Below are 17,657 nucleotides of genomic sequence, written 5' to 3'. Positions count from 1 at the left end.
CTTCACAACTCCGCGGCAGGCTTGCCGATGCTCGCCATCCCGTGCTCCGGATCCGGCAGCGGAAACGGACCTGTCGTCGGTATGGCGAAGAGCGACTCCTGGAGCTGCGCGAGGCCGGTCGCCAAGGCGCCGACCAGGGTGGCGCGATTGCCGAGCGCGCTCGCCTTGATCAGCGGCGGCTGCTCCGAGCCGGCTTTGACATAGGCGCCGGCGCGCTCGACCAGTTCGGGCTGAATGCCGATATTGCCGCCGAGAACGATCATGTCCGGGTCGATGATCGCGGTGAGCGAAAGGAGTCCGAAGGCGAGCAGCTTCGCGGTTTCGTCGATGGTGCTCTCGGCGAACGGGTCGCCCCGGCGCATGGCCTCGAAGATGTCGTGAACGGATTGAACAGCCGGGTCGTCGCGGCGCTCTGTGGCCAGGCGGCGATAGCGGGCCAGAATGCCTCGGCTGCCGATGGCGCGCTCGAAGGCGCCCTCGCCGAGGATGTTCTCTTCGAAGGGATCGTTCTCGATTGGCAGGAAGCAGATTTCTCCGGCCGCGCCGCGCTTGCCGCGGACAAGCCTGCCATTGATCATCAGGCCGAGGCCGATGCCGGTGCCGAGGGCGGCGAAGGCCAGGTTGTCGGCGCCGCGTCCGCGTCCCTGCCAATGTTCGCCCAGGACGGCGAGATTGACGTCGTTTTCGGCTGACGTCGGCACGCCGAGCAAGGTGCTGAGAGATCCGGCGATATCGGTTCCGGTCAGGTCGGGTATGGATGGCGAATGATTGAGGCGGCCACTGCGCGGATCGATGATTCCGGGGCAGCCGATAACGGCGCGCTGGATCCTCGCCCGGTCAATACCGGCCTCCGCGATGAGGCGGTCGACTTCGTCCGCGATGTGACGCAAGGCCTGGAGCCCACCGCCCGGATGCGTGGCGGTCGTCGCCTCGGCGACGACATGCGAGCTCAGATCGGCAAGGGCGAGCCGGCATTTGGAGCCGCCCAGATCGATCCCGACGACATAGGCGGCGGAAGATACGATCTGATAGGTGATGCCGGTTCGGCCGATATTGCCGTGTGTGCGGCCGACCTTGCCGATCCATCCGGCGTTCTCGAGCTGGAGCGCCACTTCCGATACGGCCTGCTTGGACAGTCCCGTCCGCCGGGAAATCTCGGCACGCGTGATCGGGCCTGCGGTGACGATCATTTCGACCACCGTTCGCAGGCTGAAGAGCCGGGGCAGCGCCGTGGCGGAGGCGTTTGGCGGGAGAGTTTCCATCACACTTTGGAGGCGGGACAGTTAGTTCAATCTGGTGACGAACTAATTAGGCATGGAGAAAAGCAGCTGTCAAGCCGGGCAATTTATCAAATCCGCTCCGCCGTCGGCGCCGGAGGGACGGAGGCGGGGTGGAGTTGATGGGAGCCTGACAGGGCTCCCGGAAGGCGCTGCGCGCCCTCCGACGCTCTATCTCGGCAGTTCCGAAGATCCCATCAGATACTCATCGATGGCGCGCGCCGCCTGGCGGCCCTCGCGAATGGCCCAGACGACCAGCGACTGCCCCTTGCGGATGTCACCGGCGGCAAAGACCTTGTCGACGGAGGTCTTGTAGTCGTCGGTCGTGGCTTTGACATTGCTGCGCTTGTCCCGCTCGAAATGCGTCTCTTGCAAGAGCCCTTTCTCTTCAGGTCCGGCAAAGCCAATGGCGATCAAGACCAGGTCGGCCTTGATGATGAATTCCGTGCCGGGCAAAGGCTCGCGCTTCTGATTCACGCGGGCACATTTGACACCCGTGACCTTGCTCTTTTCGCCGACAATGGCGAGCGTGGCGCAAGAAAATTCGCGCGCCGCGCCCTCGGCCTGTGATGAGGAGGTGCGGAACTTGGTCGGCCAATAGGGCCATACCAGCATCTTGTCTTCCTGCTCCGGCGGGACCGGGCGGATATCGAGCTGCGTCACCGACAGAGCGCCTTGCCGGAAGGACGTACCGATGCAGTCGGACGCCGTGTCGCCGCCGCCGATGACGACGACGTTCTTGCCGGTGGCGACAAGCGGGGGCTCGCCCGACACATCCTCGCCGCCGACACGCCGGTTGCTCTGGATGAGGAAGGGCATGGCGTAATGCGCGCCTTGAAGCTCCATGCCGGGCAGGCCCGGATCGCGCGGACGCTCGGCGCCGCCGGCCAGCAGCACCGCGTCATAGGCATCTGTGAGCGAATGGAAGGGACGCGTTACGCCGATATCGACGTTGTAATGGAAGGTGACGCCCTCGGCCTCCATCTGCTCGACCCGACGGTCGATCGGATGCTTCTCCATCTTGAAGTCGGGAATGCCATAGCGCAGCAGGCCGCCGGCCTTGGCGAAACGCTCAAAGACATGCACCTCGTGGCCGACGCGGGCGAGCTGCTGGGCGGCGGCGAGGCCGGCCGAGCCCGAGCCGACGATCGCCACGCGCTTGCCGGTCCGCTCCTCCGGCGGCTCAGGCTTGATCCAGCCTTCCGACCAGGCCTTGTCGGCGACCGCCTGCTCGATGGTCTTGATCGTCACTGGCACGTCTTCGAGATTGAGCGTGCAGGCTTCCTCGCAGGGTGCGGGACAAATGCGGCCGGTGAATTCGGGGAAATTATTGGTCGAATGGAGATCGATCGCCGCCTCCCGCCATTTGCCCTGATAGACGAGATCGTTCCAGTCCGGGATCTGGTTGTTCACCGGGCAGCCGGTGTGACAATAGGGAATGCCGCAATCCATGCAGCGCGCCGCCTGCTTTTGCGTGTCGCGGTCATCGAGCGGAATGGTGAACTCACGGAAATGGCGCACGCGGTCTGAGGCCGGCGCGTATTTCTGCTCCTGCCGATCGATTTCCAGAAAGCCGGTAATCTTCCCCATCGTCTTCTCCTAGTTTCCCGCCGGCGGCAGGCCGAGCGCCATCTCGGCGCGCATGATCCAGGCCCCCACATCGGGCCGTGAGCTGAGATCGAAGCCACCCTCATGGGCAAGCCGCGTATATGCGAGAAGGGCGATGTCGGCGACCGACAGGCTGTCGCCCACGAACCACATCTTTCCCTTGATCAACTGCTGCATCAGGTCGAGCGCCTTCTCGCCGCGCTCGACGCGCCAGGCTTCGCGCTGATCCTTGGTGCGGCCGAGATAGACCATGTGGTAGCGGCTGGTCGCCACATAGGGCTCGTGGCTGTATTGCTCCCAGAACAGCAATTCGTCGATCTTCGCCTGGGTGAAGAGATCGGCGGGAAGCAGGCTCGTATCCTGCGCCAGATAACGGATGATCGCATTGGACTGCGCCAGGCAGCGGCCGTCATCGAGCTCGATCATCGGCACCTGGCCCATCGGGCTCTTGCGGAGATAGGCCTCCGTGCGGCTTTCCCCCTTGGTGATGTCGATATCGATCCATTGATAGGGGATCTGCAGAAAGTCAGCGGTGATGCTGACCTTCTGACAGTTGCCGGACCCCTTGTCGCCATAGACGCGCATCATCCGTCAATACCCCTCATGCTGAGGTGGCCGCCGAAGGCGGGCCTCGAAGCGTCCATCAGGATAGAGCGAAAGTGCGGAAGCATACCCTTCGAGGCTCGCTGCGCTCGCACCTCAGGGTGATGGTTTTGGGATCGGCCTGCACTCATCATGCCCTCCGCTGCATGCCAATGGTCATGCCGTCGCTCGTCTCCTGTGCCTTTTCGAGCTCGTGCAGAGCGCGGGCATATTCGACCGGCATTACTTTCACGAATTTCGGCAGGTAGTCGCCCCAGTGATCGATGATTTCGCGTGCCCGGCCCGAGCCCGTATATTTCAGGTGACGGCCGAGCAGATGCCAGATGCGCTCGGCGTCGTGACGATCCATATGCGCCGTCACGTCGACGAGCCCGTGATGCTCGAGATCGCCGCCATGATGGTGGAGCCGTTCGATCGATTCCTCTTCCGCCGGCACAGGGGCGAGGTCGACCATCGCGAGATTGCAGCGCTGGGCGAAATCGCCGCGCTCATCGAGCACATAGGCGACGCCACCCGACATGCCGGCGGCAAAGTTGCGCCCCGTCTCGCCGATCACCAGCACGACGCCGCCGGTCATGTATTCACAGCCATGATCGCCGACGCCCTCGACGACGGCAATGGCGCCGGAATTGCGCACCGCGAAGCGCTCGCCGGCGACCCCGCGGAAATAGCATTCGCCGCCGATCGCGCCGTACAGCACCGTATTGCCGGCGATGATGGACTTTTCCGGGACGAAGCCGATCCTATCATGCGGCTTGACGATGAGCTTGCCGCCAGAGATGCCTTTGCCGACATAATCGTTGGCCTCGCCGGTGAGTTCCAGCGTCACGCCATGCGCAAGAAAAGCGCCGAAGCTCTGTCCGGCAATGCCGGTGAGGCCGACGCGGATCGTGTCCTCGGGGAGACCTGTGTGACCATAGCGCTTGGCGACCTCGCCCGAGAGCATCGCGCCGATGGTGCGATGGACATTGGTGACCTTGGCCTCGATTTCGACGGGCGTGCCGGAAGTGAGCGCAGGCTCGGCCTGCTCGATCAGATAGGTGTCGAGCGTTTCGGAGAGATCGTGCTTCGGAGGCTCGTCGCGGCGGATCGATACCTTGCCGATGGCCTGAGGCTTCTCGAAGATGCGGCTGAAATCGAGGCCCTTGGCCTTCCAGTGGTCGATGGCCGCAAGCTTGTCGAGATATTCGCTCATGCCGACGAGATCGTCGAAGCGGCGGATGCCCATCTCGGCCATCAGCTCGCGCACTTCCTCGGCGACGAAGAAGAAATAGTTGATGACCTGCTCAGGCGTGCCCTTGAAGCGCTTGCGCAGCACCGGATCCTGGGTGGCGACGCCGACCGGGCAGGTGTTCAGATGGCACTTGCGCATCATGATGCAGCCGGCGGCAATGAGTGGTGCCGTCGAGAAACCCATTTCATCGGCCCCGAGCAGGGCCGCGACCATGACATCGCGGCCGGTGCGGATGCCGCCATCGGCCTGGACGATGATGCGTCCGCGCAGGCGGTTGGTGACGAGGGTCTGCTGTGTCTCGGCGAGGCCGATCTCCCACGGGCTGCCGGCATGCTTGATCGAGGTCAAGGGTGAAGCGCCGGTACCGCCCTCGAAGCCCGATATGGTGACATGATCGGCGCGCGCCTTGGCGACGCCCGCCGCAACCGTGCCCACACCCACTTCGGAGACGAGCTTTACCGACACCGAGGCGGAAGGATTGGTGTTGCGCAGATCGAAGATGAGCTGGGCCAGGTCTTCGATCGAATAAATATCGTGATGAGGCGGTGGCGAGATGAGGCCGACTCCCGGCGTCGAATAGCGCACGCGGGCGATCGTCGCGTCGACCTTGTGGCCGGGCAGCTGGCCGCCTTCGCCAGGCTTGGCGCCTTGCGCCATCTTGATCTGGATCTGATCGGCGTTGACCAGATATTCGGTGGTGACGCCGAAGCGGCCGGAGGCGACCTGCTTGATCGCCGAGCGCATCGAATCGCCATTGGGCAGCGGCTTGAAGCGATCCGGCTCCTCGCCGCCTTCGCCGGTGTTGGAGCGTCCGCCGATGCGGTTCATGGCGATGGCGAGCGTCGTATGGGCCTCGCGGCTCAAGGAACCATAGGACATGGCGCCCGTCGCGAAGCGCTTGACGATGTCCTTGGCGGGCTCGACGTCGTCGACGGGGATCGGCTTGCGACCGATCTCTTCCGCCTTCCTGATGCGGAACAGCCCGCGCGGCGTCATGAAATGTTCGCTCTGGTTGTTCACCAGCCTGGCGAAATCGCGATATGTTTCGTGCGACTCTCCGCGCACGGCGTGCTGCAATTTGGCGACCGATTCCGGTGTCCAGACATGCTGCTCGCCACGGATGCGATAGAGATATTCGCCGCCCACTTCGAGCGTGCTCGACAGCACAGGATTCTCGCCGAAGGCCGCGGCGTGGCGGGCGAAGGCTTCCGCGGCGATCTCGCCGAGGCCGACGCCTTCGATCTGACTCGCCGTGCCGGTGAAATAGCGCTTGATGAATTCGCTCGAGAGACCGATGGCGTCGAAGATCTGGGCGCCGCAATAGGACTGATAGGTCGAGATGCCCATCTTGGACATGACCTTGAGGATGCCCTTGTCGACGGCCTTGATATAGCGCTTGGCGGCCTCCTCGGGCGTAATCTTCTCGTCGAGCGAGGCGATCATGTCCTCGAGTGTCTCGAAGGCCAGATAGGGGTTAATCGCTTCCGCGCCATAGCCCGCGAGCGTGCAATATTGATGCACTTCGCGCGGCTCGCCCGATTCCACCACGAGGCCGACCGAGGTGCGCAAGCCCTGACGGATCAGATGGTGATGGGTGGCGGAGGTGGCGAGCAGCGCCGGGATCGGCACACGCTCGGCGGACACCGCGCGATCCGACAGGATGATGATGTTGTAGCCGTCGCGCACCGCGCGCTCGGCTCCCGCCGAGATGGCCTCGAGGGCGGCTTCCATATATTCGGGGCCATTGGCGACGTCATAGGTGACGTCGATGGTCACGGTGCGGAACGAGTTGTCCTTGACCACGCCGATGGTGCGGATGCGCTCCAGCTCCTCATTGGTGAGGATGGGCTGCGGCACTTCGAGACGCATGTGGCTCGAGGTGCCCTTGAGGTCGAGCAGGTTGGGCCTGGGGCCGATGAAGGAGACCAGCGACATGACCAGCTCTTCGCGGATCGGGTCGATCGGCGGGTTGGTCACCTGCGCGAAGTTCTGCTTGAAATAGGTGTCGAGGAGCTTCGGCTTGTCGGATAGCGCCGAGATGGGCGTGTCATTGCCCATCGAGCCGACGGCTTCCTGGCCTGTCTGCGCCATCGGCGCCATCAGGAGCTTCAAGTCTTCCTGGCTGTAGCCGAAGGCCTGCTGGCGGTCGAGCAGGGGAACGGCGATCTTCGGCCGCTTGGTCCTGGCGGCCGGCATCTCGCGCAGCACGACCTGGGTGCGCTTCAGCCATTCCTTGTAGGGATGCTGGGTCGCAAGCGATTTCTTCAACTCGTCGTCGGAGATGATGCGCTTCTGCTCGAGGTCGATGAGCAGCATCTTGCCGGGCTGGAGGCGCCATTTCTGGATGATCTTCTCCTCGGCGAATTGCAGGCAGCCCATTTCGGAGGCGAGCAGCACGAACCCGTCATCCGACACCATGTAGCGCGAGGGGCGCAAACCGTTGCGGTCGAGCGTGGCGCCGATGAGGCGGCCGTCGGTGAAGACCATGGCGGCGGGCCCGTCCCAGGGCTCCATGAGTGCCGCGTGATATTCATAGAAGGCGCGGCGATCGTCATCCATCAGCGGATTGCCGGCCCACGCCTCAGGGATAAGCATCATCATCGCATGGGGGAGCGAATAGCCACCCATGAAGAGAAGCTCGAGCGCGTTGTCGAAACAGGCGGAATCGGACTGACCTTCATAGGAGATGGGCCAGAGCTTCTCGAGATCGCGGCCCAGGATGTCCGACTTCATATTGGCCTGGCGCGCCGCCATCCAATTGTAGTTGCCGCGCAGCGTGTTGATCTCGCCATTGTGGCAGATGAAACGATAGGGATGCGCCAGCGGCCAGGACGGGAAGGTGTTGGTCGAGAAGCGCTGATGCACCATGGCGAGCGAGGAGGTCACGCGCTCATCCGCCAGGTCTTTGTAATAGAGGCCCAGATCCTTGCCGAGGACGAGTCCCTTATAGACGATGGTGCGGCTCGAGACCGAGACCGGATAATAGGTGCGGCCCTTGGCGCCCAGCACTTCGAGGACGCGGTTCGACACCACCTTGCGGCAGACGAAGAGCTTCCTCTCGAAATGCGCCTCGTCGCGGATGGTGGGGCCGCGGCTGATGAAGAGCTGGCGGTGGAAAGGTTCGGTCGGCTTGACGCTATGGCCGAGCACGCTCTCGTCGACCGGCACGTCGCGCCAGCCCAATACCTTCAGGCCTTCCTCGCGCGCCGTCTCCCACCAGATGCGCTCGATGTCCTGGCGATAGACGGGCTCGCGCGGCATGAAGAGCTGGCCCACGGCGTATTGCTGCGGCTCGGGCAGGGCGAAGCCAAGGCGCTTGGCCTCGGCCTGGAAGAAATCATGCGGGATCTGGAGCAGGATTCCGGCGCCGTCGCCCGCCTTGGGATCGGCGCCGACGGCACCGCGATGCTCGAGATTGCGCAGGATGCTCAGGCCATCGGCGATGATCTTGTGGCTCTTGATGTTCTGGATGCTGGCGATGAGGCCAATGCCGCAGGCATCATGCTCGCGGCGCGGATCGTAAAGACCCTGCGCCTCGGGCAGGCCTTCGGGAAGAAGCGGGGTCGCGTGGTTCATGGCCTCGAGCCTTTCACGTTTCCTGAACACTTTTATAAACCACTGCGCGGGGTGAGAAACCCGTTCAGTGGGGCAGATCGTACGGTCGGTGCTGGAGTTTCGTGATGCCGGGCCTGCCGCGGGCTTTCCCGCGTGGCCTGATCTGGATCGAACCTCCGGCACCCTTCAAGGGTCGTCCCGGAGCTTCAATCCTTTTTCGTTTTCGTCGTTTTAGCTCGGGGCGTGCGCAGGCAGTCGGCCGTGTTACCGGTCGTCGTGTTCAGAGCCGTATTGGCATTGGTCCGGATCATCCGGGCGTTCCTGAACTTTGTTGCGCTGCAAAAAGGACAGTCATGCTGTCCTTTTTCTTTTATGTCAGACTAAACCCAGGGGCGCAAGTAAAGATTGGCCGTCGAATAAAGATCGAAACAAAATTGCGCGAGGTCAGCTGAGTGAAGGGTTGGCAGGCGGCTTGCGCTTGAGTAGGCATCACTTCCTCACCGAAAGGCCTCCTCCATGAATTTCGCCTCCGACAATGTCTACGGCATTCACCCGAAGATCCTCGCCGCGATCGAAGCGGCCAATCAGGGCACGTCTCCATCCTACGGTTATGACGATTATTCGAAGCGGGCAGAAGCGAAGCTCTCGGAGGTATTCGAGAAAGAAGTGCGCGCCTACCTGGTAACGACCGGCACGGCGGCGAACGGACTGGCTCTCTCGGCGCTGGCGCCGCCTTACGGCGCCGTGTTCACCCACAACGAGGCGCATACGGCGATCGATGAATGCAACAGCCCGGAGATGTTCACCGGTGGTGCCAAGGTCATCGGACTCGAAGGCGCCGAAGGCAAGATCACGCCGGCGGTTGTCGAGAAGGCGTTGAAAGGCTTCCTGCGCGGCGAACATGATCCGAAGCCTGCCGCACTGTCGATCACCAATTCGACCGAGCTTGGCCGCGTCTATCAATCGGCCGAGATCAAAGCGCTCTCGGAGGTCGTCAAATCGCGCAAAATGAAGTTCCACATCGACGGGGCGCGCTTCGCCAATGCGGTCGCGGCGCTCGGTGTGAAACCGGCCGAGATCACCTGGAAGGCCGGCATCGATGTCATGTCTTTCGGCGGCACCAAGAATGGCGGCATGTTGCTCGAGGCCGTCGTCTTCTTCGATACGGGGCTGGCGGAGGATTTCCTCTATCGGCGTATGCGCGGCGGGCAGCTCATTTCAAAGAGCCGTTTCCTCGGCGCCCAGATGCTGGCCTATCTCGAAAACGACCTGTGGCTCGATAATGCGCGCATCGCCAATGGCCTTGCCCAGTACCTGGCGAAAGGCTTGCGGCAATCGAACAGCGTCCGCATCCCGCTGCCGGTCGAGGCCAATGAGATCTTCGCGGTGATGCCGCGCGCCCTGCATGACAAGCTGCAGGCGGCGGGTGCGCACTTCCATCAATGGGGAGTGGACATTCTAGGCCCCGGCGGCATCGCGGAGGACGAAGTCTTCTGCCGCTTCGTGCTGTCCTTCGCAACGCCACGCGAGGATGCCGATCGCTTCATCGGACTGCTGAAACAGGGCTAGCCGAAAATGTGGCGATCCCTGGCCCAAACAGCCAGATGATCACGCAGCATCTCCACATAATGTGGATCGTCGGCGAGCTCGGCGAGGTCCGACAGCCTGTGCATGCCGATCAATATGCCGATGCGCTCAGGCTCCATCGAATTTCCTGTCATACGTCCATATCGCTCGGCGATCATTAGCGTCAGCTGCGGCGCTATGAGCGAGGAATAGATGAAATCCTGATGCAGCGGTCCGAAACCTGAATCGGCGAAATCGTAGACTCCATTGATGCGCTGGTTCCCGTGATCGAAGGCCATGTTCCAGCCATGTCCGTCGAAGAAGCCGTAGGTCGCGCCCAAGGGATCAGGCGTCAGAGCCTCATAGGCATCGAGCGTTCTTTCACAAAGTGCTCGATATTCGGCCGGCACGAGCGGCAGCGCCTTGGAACGGATATCAGCGAGGGGGCGCCAGGGCAGTATCGCCGTCGCGCCGGCGGCACGCAGGATCGCCGGATCGAGCGCGTGTAATTCGGCATAGAACTGCGCCAGGTCATCGGCGAGACAGTCGCGCGTTGTCGTTGGCAGCTTCTCATATTGTTCCCTGACGAGATGCTCGCCCTTTATCTTCGTATGGCGTGAGAAGAGCATCGGCTCCTCGATCAAATCGAGATCCGGCACCGGCAGCGTGACATGCGGGCGGATGGCGGCAAGGATGCGGGCTTCGCGGCGCAAGGCCTCCTCGGCCTCTTCGCCGCGCGGGAACTTGAAGATCAGGCGATCGTCGACGTCGAGCGCCAGGGAATGAAAGCCCATGGTGAGCGGGCGGAAGCTGGCGGTCGCCAGATCCGGAAACACGCGAATGACGGCATCGCGGTAAGGGGTAATGTCCTGAGTCATCTCTGCTGTCCCAGTTGAGAAAGTGGGTTGGCGCGCTGAAACAAGCGCGGCAGTTGGCTCAGACAATGTGTCGGGTGATCATCCTCATTGAGTCCTATATGGCCAAGCGAACCCTGAGGAGCAAGTTCAAACCACCTGGAAGCCCTTCACATAGGGATCGTTGTCATCGAGGAAGATGGTGTTTAGGCCGGTGATGCGGGCCCAGCCTTCGATCGAGGGGATGATCGCGTCGAGATCACCAACCTTGGTGTGGCCTTTGATGCGGCCCTTGAAGATCGAGCCGATGATCGATTCATGCACGAAGACATCCTTGTCGCCGAGCCGGCCCGTCGCTGCGAGCTGCGCCATGCGCGCCGAGGTGCCGGTGCCGCAGGGGGAGCGGTCGATCGCCTTGTCGCCATAGAAGACGGCGTTTCGGGCCGAGCCGCCTCTCGTCTGCGGCTTGCCGGTCCACAGCACATGAGTGAGGCGGTCGATGGCGGGGTTTGCCGGATGCGCGATCTTATGGCGTTTGTTGAATGCATCCCTGAGCTGCGGCGACCAGCGCAGGAGATCGGCGGGCTTTGTCTCGGCCAGGTCGAAGTAGTTCTGCTGGGCCTCGACGATCGCGTAGAAATTGCCCCCATAGGCGATATCGACGTGAAGTTCGCCCAGGCCCTCGACGGCGATCGGATAGGCGCGGCCCAGGAGAAAGGAGGGGACATTGACGATGCGCACGCGCTCGACATGGTTCCCGGTCTTCTCAAAATGCGCCTCGACGAGACCCGCAGGTGTGTCGAGACGCAGGAGTCCCGGCGTCTTTGGTACGACTAGCCCTTGTTCAATGATGACCGTGACGGTGCCGATTGTTCCATGACCGCACATGGGCAGGCAGCCCGAGGTCTCGATGAAGAGGATGCCGACATCGCAATCTTCGCGTGTGGGCGGATAGAGAATCGCACCCGACATCATGTCATGGCCGCGCGGTTCGAACATCAGCCCGGTGCGAATCCAGTCATAATGCTCAAGAAAATGCTGGCGGCGCTCGAACATCGTGACGCCGTCGAGCCTCGGCACGCTGCCGCCGGTGATGACCCGCACCGGATTGCCGCAGGTATGCGCGTCGATGCAGAAAAATGTAGATCTGGCCATAGCTTAGCCTTGAGCTCCATCGCTGATGGTTCTGTACATTGTATAAAATATAAAAACAAGAGCCCGAATCGCGGACAATATTCAACCACGGGATAGCGCGGGAACACACGTGCTTCGCACCCTGTGCTCGCCATTTTCGCACGTTTGTCCGACAGTGTCGGATGAAGGGAGCTCGCGCGACGTGATTACGACCTGTCGTAGTGCATTTTTTTGCCGGCGCGTCGGACTAAAAGTCTCACCGCGGGCAAACTTCACCCGGCCGTATTGACGGCCAAGGGGCTGGTGGTTGACAATCGCGCCTCGGAACGGGGCGGTGCTTTCTCGAAGCCCCTGAACGATAAGCGTGATCCGCACGCAAGCAACCCAGGTGGATAGGATTTATGCGATACGAAGCACCCAGCTCGACCAAGGCCGCGGTTACACTTCTCTCAAAGGAAAAAGGAAAGTCTGCAATTCTGGCGGGAGGAACCGATCTTCTCGTCCGCATGAAGGGGGGCTTCATCGAGCCTGACCTCATCGTCGACATCAAGCATATCCCGCAGATGCGGCAGATCAAGAAGACCGCCTCCGGTTTCCAGGTTGGTGCTGCGGTCTCGGGCGTCGAGCTCGGTGAAAGCGCGGTCAAGAAAGCCTGGCCAGGCGTCGTCGAGGCGGCGAATCTCATCGGCTCGAAGCAGGTGCAGGGTCGCTGCACCATGGTGGGCAACCTCTGCAATGCATCGCCCGCCGCCGACAGCGTTCCGGCTCTCATCGCCGCAGGCGCGCAGGCCGTCATTGTTGGGCCGAAAAAGAAGCGCACCGTCCCGGTCGAGAAAATTCCGACCGGTCCGGGCCGCACAAGCCTCGCCAAGGGCGAAATCGTCGAATCGCTGCTGTTGCCCAAGCGCCCGGCGCGCTCGGGCGATGCCTATCTGCGCTTCATCCCGCGCTCCGAAATGGACATCGCGGTGGTGTCGGCCGGCGTCAATCTCGTGCTCGACGCGAAGGGTGTGATCAAAGAGGCGCGCGTGGCGCTGGGCGCCGTCGCGCCGACCGTGCTGCTGGTAGCGCCTGCCGCCAAGGCCATCATCGGCAGCAAGCTCGACGATGAAGCGCTCGACAGGCTCGCCGCGGCATGTTCGGCCGCCTGCTCGCCGATCGACGATAAGCGCGGAACCATCGAATTCAGAACCAAAGTCGCAGGCGTGCTGGCAAAGCGGGCTGCAAAAATCGCGTATCAGCGCGCAGGAGGCAAATAATTATGGCTGGCGTTCACGTATCCACAACGATCAACGGCGATCCCGCCGAGTTCGTCTGCGAGGCGAACGAGCCGCTGCTCGATGTCCTGCGCAACCGTCTCGGCCTGACCGGCGCCAAGGAAGGCTGCGGCACCGGCGACTGCGGCGCCTGCAGCATCACGCTCGACGGTGAACTCGTCTGTTCTTGCCTGGTGCTCGGCGCCGAAGCGAACGGCCGCAAGATCGAGACCATCGAAGGCATGGCGGATGGCGACAAGCTGCATCCGCTGCAGCGTAAATTCATCGAGCATGCCGCTCTCCAATGCGGCATCTGCACGCCGGGATTCCTGATCGCGGCGCGCGCTTTGCTCAAGAAGAACGCCAACCCGACCGAAGAAGAAATCCGCTTCGGCCTCGCCGGCAATCTCTGCCGCTGCACCGGCTATGACAAGATCGTGCGCGCCGTACAGGACGCTGCCCGTGAGATGAGAGGAGCCTGATCCATGGCTTACGACACCAACTATACCGGTCAGAAATTCAAGGTCGTCGGCACCCGCCCGCTGCGTCCCGATGGCATCGACAAGGTGACGGGCCGCGCCCGCTACGGGGCCGATGCATTCGCGCCGGGCCAGCTTGTGGGTCTCGTGCTGCGCTCGCCGCACGCCCATGCCAAGATCGTCAAGATCGATACGTCGAAGGCTGAAAAGCTCGCCGGCGTGAAGGCGGTCATCACCAGCGCCGACCTGCCCGACCTCACCAATGGTGACAGCGGCATGTATGACATCCTGGTTAACTGCATGGCGCGCGAGAAGGCGCTCTATGACGGCCATGCGGTGGCCGCCGTCGCCGCCGTCGATGCGAATACGGCGAAAAAGGCGCTGAAGCTCATCAACGTCGAATACAAGGTCCTTCCGCATGTGACCGACGTCGATGAAGCGGTGAAGCCGACGGCGCCGGTTCTGCATGCCAAGATGTTCACCGAAGGCGTCGAGCCCAAGCCGACAAAGGCATCCAACGTGGCCAAGCGTACGGAATATGGCCATGGCGATGTCGAGCAGGGCTTCAAGCAAGCCGATGTCATCATCGAGCGGACCTTCAAGACCGAGCAGACACATCAGGGCTATATCGAGCCGCATGCCTGTCTCGCCAATGTCGGGCCGGACGGCCAGGGCGAGATGTGGGTCTGCACCCAGGGCCACTTCGTCTATCGCAATACCTGTGCCACGCTTCTCGGCATCGATGCCGCGAAACTGCGCGTGACGGCGTCCGAGATCGGCGGCGGCTTCGGCGGCAAGACCCATGTATGGGCCGAGCCGCTGGCACTCGCTTTGTCGCGCAAGGCCAACCGGCCGGTGAAGTTGGTGATGACCCGCGATGAGGTTTTCAAGGCCTCTGGTCCGACGAGCTCGACATCGATCGACGTCAAGATCGGCGCCACGAAGGACGGCCGGATCACTGCCGCCCAGGCCACCTTGCGTTATCAGGGCGGCCCGTTCCTCGGCATGTGGGCCGAGCTCGGCGCCATGACCTCCTATGCCTGCTACGACCTCAAGAATGTGAAGACGGTCGGCTATGAAGTCGTGGTCAACCGGCCGAAGGTCGCCGCCTATCGCGCGCCCTCCGCGCCGATGGCCGCTTTCGCGGTCGAAAGCGTGATCGATGAGCTCGCGCATAAGATCGGCATGGATGCCGTCGAGTTCCGCATCAAGAACGCAGCCAAGGAAGGCACCAAGTCCTCCTATGGCCCGACCTATGGCCCGATCGGCATCGGCCCGACCCTCGAAGCGGCGAAGAACCATCCGCATATGAAGGCGCCGCTCAAGAAGAACCAGGGACGCGGCATGGCCTGCGGCTTCTGGTTCAATTTCGGCGGCCAGACCTGCACTTCGCTCAACGTCACGCCCGACGGCTCGGTGACGGTATCGGTCGGCACGATCGACGTCGGCGGCTCGCGTGCCTCCATGGCGCTGATCGCGGCGGAAGAGCTGGGCGTGCCTTACGAGAATGTGCGCTGCATCGTCGCCGATACGAGCTCGCTCGGTCACAACGACATGAGCGACGGCAGCCGCGTGACGTTCTCCTCGGGCATGAACACGGTCATCGCCGCGCGCAATGCCAAGAAGGTGCTCATCCAGCGCGCCGCCAAGATGTGGGACATCCCGGAAGACGCGGTCACCTGGGAAGACGGTCATGCGAAGCCCGCCGGCGCAAATGCCGGCAACTTCCCGCCGCTCTCGCTCAAGGAGATCGCGGCAGCCGCCGCCAATACCGGCGGACCGATCGCGGGGCATAATGAGTTCGTCGCCGACGGTGCGGGTGTCAGCTTCGCCACCCATATCTGCGACGTCGAGCTCGATCCCGATACCGGCGCCACCAAGATCATCCGCTACACGGTGATCCAGGACGCCGGCAAGGCGATCCATCCGGCCTATGTCGAGGGCCAGTATCAGGGCGGTGCCGCGCAGGGCATCGGCTGGGCGCTCAACGAGGAGTATATCTACGGCAAGGACGGGCGGCTGCAGAATGCCGGTTATCTCGATTATCGCATCCCGGTCTGTTCGGACCTGCCGATGATCGACACGGTCATTCTGGAGATCCCGAATCCGAACCATCCGTATGGTGTGCGTGGCGTCGGCGAGACATCGATCGTTCCGCCGCTCGCTGCGATCGCCAATGCCGTCTCCAACGCGGCCGGGGTGCGTATGACGCATATTCCGATGTCGCCGCCGCGCATCCTGAAGGCGCTGGACGAGCAGGCGAAAGCGAAGGCAGCCTAGTGTGCTGAACGCGAAGTTCCTGAAATCTGGCCGCTTGTACCGACAGGAACTTCGCGTTCAAAAGCACACTAGAATTATAAATCTACTAGTGTCCTTTCGAATCCGAAGTTCGCTCGGAAGACGCTGCTGGTTGATGCGAACTTCGGATTCGAGACACTAGTATGGTCAAGGTCGTGCTCTGGGGGTCGCTCAGGGCGGCCGCCGGAGGCACGGAGGCCGTCGAGGTTGAGGCCGGCAATATCCGCGAACTGTTCAGCAGGCTCGAGACCGAATATCCCGGTCTCGAGCCGCATATCGGACGCGGTATCGCGGTATCCATCAACGGACGCATCTTCCGGGATTCGTGGGACGAACGAATTCCGGAGAATGCGGAAGTTTACCTTCTGCCGCGCATCGCCGGAGGATAAGTCCTCGGCGGGTTGCGCCCCCGCCACAAATCGCCCATTCTCGCTTGATTGGACAAAACAAGCAGGTGTGGCTTGAGCGACAGCCCAGACGCATCGTCAAGGCGACCCCAGGTCGTCATCCTCGGCGCCGGGTTTGGCGGGCTGACGGCCGCCAAAACACTCCGTCACGCGCCCGTCGACGTGACTTTGCTCGACCGGCACAATTATCATCTGTTCCAACCGCTGCTCTATCAGGTGGCGACAGCCGGCCTGTCGCCCGCCCAGATCGCATCGCCGATCAGGCGCATCGTCTCGCGGCAGAAGAATGTCGCGGTGCTCATGGACAAGGTGGTCGATATCGATAGGTCGAGGAACGAGGTGGTGACTGCCACGCGCCGCGTTCCGTTCGATTATCTGATCGTCGCCACAGGCGCCCGGCATGCCTATTTCGGCAATGATCAATGGGAGGAATTCGCCCCTGGCCTGAAGAAGATCGATGATGCGACAGAGATCCGCCGCCGGATTCTCCTGGCCTTCGAACAGGCAGAGGCCACGGAAGACGAGACTGAACGCCGTCATCTCTTGACCTTCGTCGTCGTCGGCGGTGGTCCGACCGGGGTCGAAATGGCGGGCTCCATCGCCGAGTTGGCGCACCGCACGGTGAGACGCGATTTTCGCCGCATCGACTCCACTCAGAGCAGGATCATTCTGATCGAAGCGGGTAGCAGGATCCTGGCCTCATTCCCGGAGCGACTGTCGCGCTCGGCGACAAAGCAGCTTGCCCGGCTCGGCGTCACCACCATGACCGGCGCCGCGGTCACGGGGTGCGATCAGAACGGAGTTTCCCTAAAGGACGGCAGCCGGATCGCCTCCGCTACGATTGTCTGGGCGGCGGGCGTCGTGGCGTCACCGGCGGCCAGGTGGCTCAAGGCCGAATGCGATCGCGCCGGCCGGGTCCTTGTCGACGCGAAGCTGCATCCGCCGGGCGCCGACAATATCTTCGTGATCGGCGATACGGCCGCGGTGACCGATGCCAAAGGCGTCGTTGTCCCCGGTATCGCGCCCGCCGCCAAACAGATGGGCCGCTATGCCGCTCTGGCCATCATGGCCAAGCTCGATCACCGCGCGGCCGATCCGTTCGCGTACCGGAATTATGGGAATCTCGCGACCATCGGGCGCAAATCGGCGGTCGCGGATTTCGGCGGCTTCGGACTGTCCGGATTCGTCGCCTGGGTGATCTGGTGCTTTGCCCATATCTGGTTCCTCATCGGCTTCCGTAACCGTGCCATCGTCTTCCTCGACTGGGTCGTGGCCTACTTCTCGTTCGAGCGAGGCGCGCGTCTCATCACCGGGGATGAAAACCGACAATCGGCCTCGACTTCGGGTCCGGAACGATCAAAGTCCTGACACCACGGCGGAGATCAG

13 protein-coding genes are annotated in these 17,657 nt (G+C 62.5%); 7 read left to right on the top strand and 6 right to left on the bottom strand.

Features of this window, described 5'->3' with window-relative positions; genetic code table 11:
• Positions 1-2: 2 nt before the first annotated feature.
• From G5V57_RS03895 to gltB, 4 genes are all read right to left on the bottom strand, one after another.
• Positions 3-1,262 carry an ROK family transcriptional regulator gene (locus tag G5V57_RS03895; RefSeq protein WP_165166284.1) on the bottom strand — a complete coding sequence of 420 codons (1,260 nt, stop codon included), beginning with the start codon at positions 1,260-1,262 and terminating at the stop codon, positions 3-5.
• Positions 1,263-1,448: 186 nt separating this feature from the next.
• Complete coding sequence (locus tag G5V57_RS03890; RefSeq protein WP_165166283.1) at positions 1,449-2,867, bottom strand: glutamate synthase subunit beta; 1,419 nt, start codon at positions 2,865-2,867, stop codon at positions 1,449-1,451.
• Positions 2,868-2,876: 9 nt separating this feature from the next.
• Entirely contained in the window at positions 2,877-3,470 is a 594-nt protein-coding gene (locus G5V57_RS03885) for a glutathione S-transferase family protein (protein WP_165173804.1), read from the bottom strand.
• Between the two features lie 148 nt (positions 3,471-3,618).
• Positions 3,619-8,298 carry a glutamate synthase large subunit gene (gene gltB / locus G5V57_RS03880; protein ID WP_165166282.1) on the bottom strand — a complete coding sequence of 1,560 codons (4,680 nt, stop codon included), beginning with the start codon at positions 8,296-8,298 and terminating at the stop codon, positions 3,619-3,621.
• Between the two features lie 104 nt (positions 8,299-8,402).
• Between gltB and G5V57_RS03875 the strand changes: the two genes are divergently transcribed.
• Together G5V57_RS03875 and G5V57_RS03870 are read left to right on the top strand one after the other, a co-directional pair.
• Positions 8,403-8,729 (top strand): hypothetical protein, encoded by a 327-nt coding sequence (locus G5V57_RS03875; protein ID WP_165166281.1) that lies wholly within the window; start codon positions 8,403-8,405, stop codon positions 8,727-8,729.
• Positions 8,730-8,793: 64 nt separating this feature from the next.
• Positions 8,794-9,846 carry a low specificity L-threonine aldolase gene (locus G5V57_RS03870; RefSeq protein ID WP_165166280.1) on the top strand — a complete coding sequence of 351 codons (1,053 nt, stop codon included), beginning with the start codon at positions 8,794-8,796 and terminating at the stop codon, positions 9,844-9,846.
• On the opposite strand, the gene G5V57_RS03865 is transcribed toward G5V57_RS03870, so the two are convergent.
• Together G5V57_RS03865 and G5V57_RS03860 are read right to left on the bottom strand one after the other, a co-directional pair.
• A complete protein-coding gene (locus tag G5V57_RS03865) occupies positions 9,843-10,721 on the bottom strand; it encodes a phosphotransferase family protein (RefSeq protein ID WP_165166279.1) in 879 nt (292 codons plus the stop codon). The genes G5V57_RS03870 and G5V57_RS03865 overlap by 4 nt on opposite strands.
• Before the next feature lie 126 nt (positions 10,722-10,847).
• On the bottom strand, positions 10,848-11,852 hold the full coding sequence (locus tag G5V57_RS03860; RefSeq protein ID WP_165166278.1) for a 4-hydroxyproline epimerase: 1,005 nt from the start codon (positions 11,850-11,852) through the stop codon (positions 10,848-10,850).
• A 380-nt stretch (positions 11,853-12,232) separates the two neighbouring features.
• Between G5V57_RS03860 and G5V57_RS03855 the strand changes: the two genes are divergently transcribed.
• The 5 genes from G5V57_RS03855 to G5V57_RS03835 all read left to right on the top strand — a co-directional run bounded on the left by G5V57_RS03855 (position 12,233) and on the right by G5V57_RS03835 (position 17,639).
• Positions 12,233-13,090, top strand: coding sequence for a xanthine dehydrogenase family protein subunit M (locus G5V57_RS03855; protein WP_165166277.1), 858 nt, complete (start codon positions 12,233-12,235; stop codon positions 13,088-13,090).
• Between the two features lie 2 nt (positions 13,091-13,092).
• Positions 13,093-13,569 carry a (2Fe-2S)-binding protein gene (locus G5V57_RS03850; protein WP_165166276.1) on the top strand — a complete coding sequence of 159 codons (477 nt, stop codon included), beginning with the start codon at positions 13,093-13,095 and terminating at the stop codon, positions 13,567-13,569.
• A gap of 3 nt (positions 13,570-13,572) precedes the next feature.
• Positions 13,573-15,846 carry a xanthine dehydrogenase family protein molybdopterin-binding subunit gene (locus G5V57_RS03845; protein ID WP_165166275.1) on the top strand — a complete coding sequence of 758 codons (2,274 nt, stop codon included), beginning with the start codon at positions 13,573-13,575 and terminating at the stop codon, positions 15,844-15,846.
• Positions 15,847-16,007: 161 nt separating this feature from the next.
• Positions 16,008-16,253 carry a MoaD/ThiS family protein gene (locus G5V57_RS03840; protein WP_165166274.1) on the top strand — a complete coding sequence of 82 codons (246 nt, stop codon included), beginning with the start codon at positions 16,008-16,010 and terminating at the stop codon, positions 16,251-16,253.
• Between the two features lie 72 nt (positions 16,254-16,325).
• A complete protein-coding gene (locus G5V57_RS03835; protein ID WP_246737514.1) occupies positions 16,326-17,639 on the top strand; it encodes an NAD(P)/FAD-dependent oxidoreductase in 1,314 nt (437 codons plus the stop codon).
• Positions 17,640-17,657 lie beyond the last annotated feature (18 nt).

It is taken from the genome of Nordella sp. HKS 07, from assembly GCF_011046735.1.
GTDB lineage: Bacteria > Pseudomonadota > Alphaproteobacteria > Rhizobiales > Aestuariivirgaceae > Taklimakanibacter.
Note: the sequence above shows the minus strand (reverse complement) of the source record. Positions and strands in the feature narration are given on the sequence as shown.